Annotated in this window: 6 protein-coding genes and 1 pseudogene; 2 read left to right on the top strand and 5 right to left on the bottom strand. The window is 65.8% G+C overall.

The window, feature by feature from the left end:
* Positions 1-336 (bottom strand): acyl-CoA dehydrogenase family protein (locus tag B3T59_RS20265; RefSeq protein WP_287004973.1); only part of this gene is annotated, 336 nt, incomplete at its 3' end.
* A 34-nt stretch (positions 337-370) separates the two neighbouring features.
* A complete protein-coding gene (locus tag B3T59_RS20260) occupies positions 371-1,567 on the bottom strand; it encodes an acyl-CoA dehydrogenase family protein (RefSeq protein WP_287004972.1) in 1,197 nt (398 codons plus the stop codon).
* Between the two features lie 152 nt (positions 1,568-1,719).
* Here B3T59_RS20260 and B3T59_RS20255 point away from each other — a divergent pair, with 152 nt between their 5' ends.
* Positions 1,720-2,856, top strand: a complete 1,137-nt coding sequence (locus tag B3T59_RS20255; RefSeq protein ID WP_287004971.1) for a thiolase family protein — start codon at positions 1,720-1,722, stop codon at positions 2,854-2,856.
* A gap of 78 nt (positions 2,857-2,934) precedes the next feature.
* Positions 2,935-4,161: an acetyl-CoA C-acetyltransferase gene (locus B3T59_RS20250; RefSeq protein WP_287004970.1), complete on the top strand. Its 1,227-nt coding sequence runs from the start codon at positions 2,935-2,937 to the stop codon at positions 4,159-4,161.
* Positions 4,162-4,182: 21 nt separating this feature from the next.
* Here B3T59_RS20250 and B3T59_RS20245 read toward each other — a convergent pair whose 3' ends face one another.
* From B3T59_RS20245 to B3T59_RS20235, 3 genes and pseudogenes are all read right to left on the bottom strand, one after another.
* The gene (locus B3T59_RS20245; RefSeq protein WP_287004969.1) at positions 4,183-5,073 is read right to left on the bottom strand and encodes a LysR family transcriptional regulator; all 891 of its coding nucleotides are present in this window, start codon (positions 5,071-5,073) and stop codon (positions 4,183-4,185) included.
* 2 nt (positions 5,074-5,075) lie between these two features.
* Complete coding sequence (locus B3T59_RS20240) at positions 5,076-5,984, bottom strand: LysR family transcriptional regulator (RefSeq protein WP_287004968.1); 909 nt, start codon at positions 5,982-5,984, stop codon at positions 5,076-5,078.
* A gap of 135 nt (positions 5,985-6,119) precedes the next feature.
* A pseudogene (locus B3T59_RS20235) lies at positions 6,120-6,212 on the bottom strand (HNH endonuclease); the annotation flags it as partial.

The raw sequence follows: 6,212 nt of genomic DNA, 5'->3' as shown, positions 1-6,212 counted from the left end.
GTCCAGGTTCGCCTCGATGGCCACGCCGCGGGCGTTCTTGTCCGGGTTGGCCTGCAGCTCCAGAGCACCGTCCGCGGTCAGCACGATCGCGTCCAGCAGGTCGTCGATGTTGAGGTTCTCGCGGGCGGAGACGTCCACGAACATGGTGTCGCCGCCGTACTCCTCGGGCACCTCGATGCCGAGCACACCCAACTCGCCGAGCTTGCGGTAGAAGTCTCGCGGCGGGTGTCCCTGCTTCTCCCACTCGTGGTGGACGGGCACGACCTCCTTGGCGATGAAGTCGCGGATCGTCTTGCGGAAAGCTTCGTGGTCTTCGTTGAATACGTTGCGCTGCACGTCTTTTCCCTCTCGTCGGATATCTGTCGGTGGTTCAGCGGGCGGCGTACTCGCGCAGCAGCCCTTTGCTGATGATCTGTTTTTGAATCTCGCTGGTGCCCTCGCCGATGAGCAGGAATGGCGCCTCACGCATGAGTCGTTCGATCTCGAACTCCTTCGAGTAGCCATATCCGCCGTGAATGCGGAACGACGCCCCGGTGACCTCCGAACAGTATTCGCTACACAGATACTTCGCCATGCCCGCTACGACGTCGTTGCGTTCGCCGGAGTCCTTCAGCCGGGCGGCATTGGTCATCATCAGTTGTGCCGCTTCGACTTTGGTGGCCATCTCGGCGAGACTGAACGCGATCGCCTGGTGCTCGGCGATCGGTTTGCCGAACGTGTGGCGCTGTTGCGCATAGGCGATGGCGAGTTCGAAGGCTCGTTGCGCAACACCGCACGCACGTGCCGAGACGTTGACCCGACCCACCTCGACCCCGTCCATCATGTGCGCGAACCCGCGCCCGGGCACACCCCCGAGGATGTCGTCCGGCGATGCCTGATAGTCGTCGAAGATCATCTCCGTGGTGTCGATGCCCTTGTAGCCCATCTTCTCGATCTTTCCCGGAATGGTCAGTCCGGCAACGACTTCCCCGAATCCTGCAGGCTTCTCGATGAGGAACGTCGTGAGATTGTGGTGCGGCTTGACCGCGCCCTCGTCGGTACGGACAAGTGCCGCAACGAGAGTCGACGACGCCCCGTTCGTCAGCCACATCTTTGCGCCGTTGATCGAGTACGCGCTGTCGTCACCGAGCTTGGCCGACGTCTTGATCGCTGCGACGTCGGACCCGAGATCCGGCTCGCTCATCGAGAACGCGCCGCGCACCTCGCCGGTGGCCATCCGGGGCAGAAACCGTTGCTTCTGCTCGTCGGTTCCGTGCTGACGCAGCATGTAGGCGACGATGAAATGCGTGTTGATGACACCGGACACGCTCATCCAGCCGCGTGCGAGCTCCTCGACGCACAGCGCATAGGTGAGCAGCGACTCGCCGAGTCCTCCGTACTCCTCGGGGATCATCAGGCCGAACAGGCCCAGTTGGGCCATGCCGTCGACGATCTCCTGCGGGTAGGCGTCGTCGTGTTCGAGTTGCTGCGCGTTCGGGATGATCTCGGCGTCGACGAATCGTCGCACCGCGACGACGATGTCTTCTTGGGTGTCGGTGAGAACGAGCGTGCGGGCCAGACGTGCCATGACCTCCAGCATGCACCCGAGACCTACCCGGAAGGAACGGCCGGATCGGCTAACACACCGATAGGGCGACTCAATGCAATAGGTCGCGTCTATGAGTCCGTGAACGCGAAACTACTTGTGGTCACCAGGTGAGAGATGGTCGGCTCGAATGCATGACAGATGCAGTGATCGTCGACGCGGTACGCACCCCGATCGGACGTCGAAACGGGGCGTTGGCCGGTATCCATCCCGCTGACCTCTCGGCCCACGTGCTCGAAGCGCTCGTCGAACGCACCGCGATCGACCCCGCAATCGTCGACGACGTCATGTGGGGTTGCGTGAGCCAACACGCCGAGCAGGCGGGAAACATCGCACGCACAGCGGTGTTGGCCGCGGGGTGGCCGACCACGGTCCCGGGAACCACGGTCACACGGGCGTGCGGGTCGAGTCAGCAGGCACTGGCGATGGCCGCGGCCGCGGTGATCTCCGGCCAACTCGACGTCGTCGTGGCGGGCGGAGTCGAGTCGATGAGCCGTGTCCCGATGGGTACCGCGGCACCCAACGGCGAGAGTCAGCCGGCAACCGTACTCGACCGCTTCGGCGTCGACCGCTTCAGTCAGGGCATCGGGGCAGAGGAGGTGGCGCGACGCTGGGGTCTGAGTCGCACCCAACTCGACGAGTACGCACTGCGATCACACGAACTCGCCGCCACAGCAACCGATTCGGGCGCCTTCGACGCTCAGCTCGCGACGCTGCCCGGCGTACTCGAGGGGGACGAGGGTATTCGACGCGGCGGTTCGCTGGAGTCCCTCGGCAAACTCCGAACGGTGTTCGACGAGAACGGTGTCATTCACGCGGGCAACGCATCACAGATCTCCGATGGGGCTGGCGCGCTGCTGGTGATGTCGAGCGAGACCGCGGCGGCCAACGGTCTGGTCCCTCTGGTGCGGATTCACACCACCGTCGTGGCGGGTGATGATCCGGTCGTCATGCTCACGGGGCCGATTGCCGCCACGGCCAAAGTGCTTGCACGATCCGGACTCTCGATCGACGAGATCGGTGCATTCGAGGTCAATGAGGCGTTCGCGCCGGTGCCGCTGGCGTGGCAGATCGACACGGGTGCATCGGAGAAGGCGCTCAATCCGCTCGGCGGAGCGATCGCCGTCGGACATCCGCTCGGGGGATCCGGCGCCATCCTCGCGACTCGTCTCGCGCATCACATGCACGACAACGGGATTCGCTACGGACTGCAGACGATGTGCGAAGCGGGCGGCATGGCCAATGCCACCATCTTCGAGCTGATCGGCTGACGTCGATGACGCAAACGCAGGCCGCCGTCGTCGGACGGGAGGCCGGCGTGCGGCTGCGCGAGTCAGAGGAGCTACATCATGCGTGAGGTCCTGATCTGCGAACCGGTCCGCACCCCGATCGGACGCTACGGCGGGATGTTCCGATCCGTGACCGCGGTCGACCTCGGAGTAGCGGCGCTGAGCGGATTGCTCGAGCGCACCGCTGTGCCGCACGACGCCGTCGAGGACGTGATCCTCGGCCACTGCAACGGCAACAGTGAGGCACCCGCGATCGGGCGGGTCGTCGCGCTCGACGCGGGGCTTCCGACGACGGTGCCGGGCATGCACGTCGATCGACGATGCGGCTCCGGTCTGCAGGCCGTGATCCAGGCGGCCTATCAGGTGGGTGCCGGCGACAACGATCTCGTCGTAGCGGGCGGTACCGAGTCGATGAGCAATGCGTCGTTCTACTCCGTCGACATGCGCTGGGGTGGAGCACGAACCGGAATCGCGCTGCACGACAGCCTTGCTCGGGCGCGATCCACCGCAGGTGGCCGAGACCATCCGATCCCGGGTGGGATGATCGAGACCGCCGAGAATCTCCGTAGGCGGTACGGCATCTCGCGCGACGAGCAGGACGAGCTGGCCGTCGAATCGCATCTGCGCGCCGTGCGTGCGCAGAAGGACGGCATCCTGGCCGAGGAGATCGTTTCGGTCACCGTGTCGGGCAAGCGGTCTGAGCAGGTCATCGACACCGACGAACATCCGCGGGCCGACATTTCTCTGAATTCGCTTGCCGCGCTGACACCGATCATGTCGGAGGTCGACGCCGACGCCACGGTGACCGCCGGAAATGCGAGCGGTCAGAACGACGCGGCGTCGATGTGTCTGGTGACGACCGCTGAGACGGCGCAGCGGTACGGTCTGCGCCCACTCGTACGACTGGTGTCATGGGGTCTCGCGGGAGTTCCCCCGGAGACGATGGGGATCGGTCCGGTTCCAGCGACGCAGAAGGCGCTCGGCAAGGCGGGTCTCACCCTCGAGGACATGGACGTGATCGAACTGAACGAGGCGTTCGCGGCACAGGCGCTTGCCGTGACCCGTGAGTGGGGTTTCGGTCGGTTCTTCACCGAGAGTGCCGATTTCGCGCGCGTCAACGTGCACGGCTCAGGCATCTCTCTCGGTCATCCCGTCGGTGCGACCGGAGGACGGATGCTCGCGTCGTTGGCCCGCGAACTGGTGCGCGGTGGCGGGCGCTACGGCCTCGAGACGATGTGTATCGGCGGCGGGCAGGGGTTGGCGGCAGTGTTCGAGCGGGTGGCCTGATCGGGCGTAGTTCGACCGTATTCAGTTGTCGCGGTGGAGCGTTCGAACAACGTCGACGAAAGCCTGTGCGGCGATCGACAATGCCGTCGGGTCGTACATGAGCGCGAAGTTGCGGACGAATCGCGGCCGAACGGGCCGCACCGTGGTGCGATCGGAAACCGACTCCGCGACCCGTCGTTCGAGTAGCGTCGCGCCGACTCCCGCCAGCACCATGGGTAGTCGCTGATCGCGGTCCTCTGCGAGCACCGCGATCGGTGGGCGCACGCCGGCTTCGCGCATCGCGCTCTCGATCTCGTCGGCGACCGTCCCGCCGCGCGGAACGAACACCATCGGGATGTGGGGGAGATCGGCGATGTCGATCGGACCGTCGGGTAGGACGGTGTTCGACGGACAGACGAGCCAGAACTCCTGCTCGCCGAGCACGATCACCTCGAGAGCATCGTCGACCGCCGTCTCGACGGGGTGAAGATGCGTGACGACGAAGTCGCAGCGACCCTCCTCGATCATGGCTGCCGCGAGTGATTCGTCGTCGAGTTCGCCCACCCTGATCGTGGCGGCGGGGTGCGCGCTGACGAATGCCGCGACCACGTCGGCGATGGTGGAACCGTCGGCGAACGGTGAGGCGAGGATCTCCACGCGTCCGGTGATCTGATCACTGCCGACGGCCAGCGCGTCGTCGACCGATCCGACGTCGCGCACGATCTGGCGCGCCGAGCCGACGAGTGCACGTCCCGCAGCGCTGGGCACCATCCCGCGGCCGATCCGGTGGAACAGCTGCACCCCGATTTCACGCTCGAGGGCGCGTAGTGCCTGCGATACCGTCGGCTGGGTCACGCCGAGCGACACCGACGCCCCGCCGATCCCGCCGTGTTCGACCACGGCGAGGAAGTATTCGATCTGGCGTAGTTCCACGGCTACTCGAAGACCTCGTCGTCGACTCGTGTTGGAGCGCCGCATGTCTGGCGTGCGACGGCGAGAAACGCCGCTGCGGCGGGCGACGGTTGTCCCGAACGCATGATCAGCCCGAAATCGCGTCGCAGCGGCGGGTCCAGGCTGTACGTCGTGGCATGCGGGATCTGCTCGGCGACCGATTCGCGCGGCGCAATGGTCGCGCCGACGCCGCGGGCGACCAACTCACGGATGGTCGGCGGGTGCGCGCAGTCGACCGCGACATTGCGCGCGCCGTCGGCGATGAGGTCGGCGAGAAGACGCCCGGTCGACGGGTCGGAGAGGTCGAGGAGCAGGGGCAACGAGCGGACGGACTCGCGTGCGACAACACCGTCGTCGTCGGCGTCGACGCTCAGCGATGGTGACGCGGCAAGGACGAGGTCCTGTGTGCCGAGCGGCGTGGACGCGAACGTGGAATGTTCGGCGGAGGAGTCGATCAGTCCGATCTCGGCGCGCCCGCTGCGTAGCGCCGCGAGGATGCCTGCGGGACCGTCGGCAGCCAGAATCCGCACGATCACCCGGTCGAAGCGAGTGCGGAAGTCGCGCACGATCGCGACGAGTGGTGCGATGGCGAAGGCCGGCTCGGTGATGACATCAACTGTTCCGGAACGTAGTTCGCGAACAGCGCCCACTCGTTGACGTGCTCGCTCGACGTCGGCGAGTACGCGCCGCGCGATCACCTCGACGCGTGCGCCCGCCTCCGTGAGTTCGAGGCGACGCCCCGTGCGGTCGAACAGCGTGACCCCGAGCTTGCGTTCGAGCGTTCGAATCGCCTGCGACAGCGAGGGCTGGGAGATGTAGAGCGCCTGCGCAGCCTTGGTGATACCGCCGTGATCGATGACCGCGACGAAATAGGTGGCAAGGTGCAGGTCCACCTCTAGATCGTAGGTGAGTCGTCGTGAGGTCCGACGTGGAGGTTGCTGCGCCGCTGCAATGCCGGGTATGGAGTTCTCAAAGTGCGTGCGCCTGACGCGGCTGCGTCGGACCGGTTGTGCAGTTGGGCCCGAAACCTAGGCGGCTACGCTGTCGAGTCGCATGGTTCGTCGGTTGTGGGCGGGTAGTGGTGTGCGGTGGGGGTCGATGGTGGCGGGTGGGATGAGCCA

The organism is Gordonia sp. UBA7860, from assembly GCF_002500165.1.
Taxonomy (GTDB): Bacteria; Actinomycetota; Actinomycetes; order Mycobacteriales; family Mycobacteriaceae; genus Gordonia; species Gordonia sputi.
This window is presented reverse-complemented; position numbering and strand designations above follow the sequence as displayed.

What these genes read in the sequence shown, in the direction of transcription:
- B3T59_RS20260 (WP_287004972.1), bottom strand. Translation starts at nt 1,567, where the DNA reads ATGGCACGTCTGGCCCGCACGCTCGTTCTCACCGACACCCAAGAAGAC.
- B3T59_RS20250 (WP_287004970.1), top strand. Translation starts at nt 2,935, where the DNA reads ATGCGTGAGGTCCTGATCTGCGAACCGGTCCGCACCCCGATCGGACGC.
- B3T59_RS20255 (WP_287004971.1), top strand. Translation starts at nt 1,720, where the DNA reads ATGACAGATGCAGTGATCGTCGACGCGGTACGCACCCCGATCGGACGT.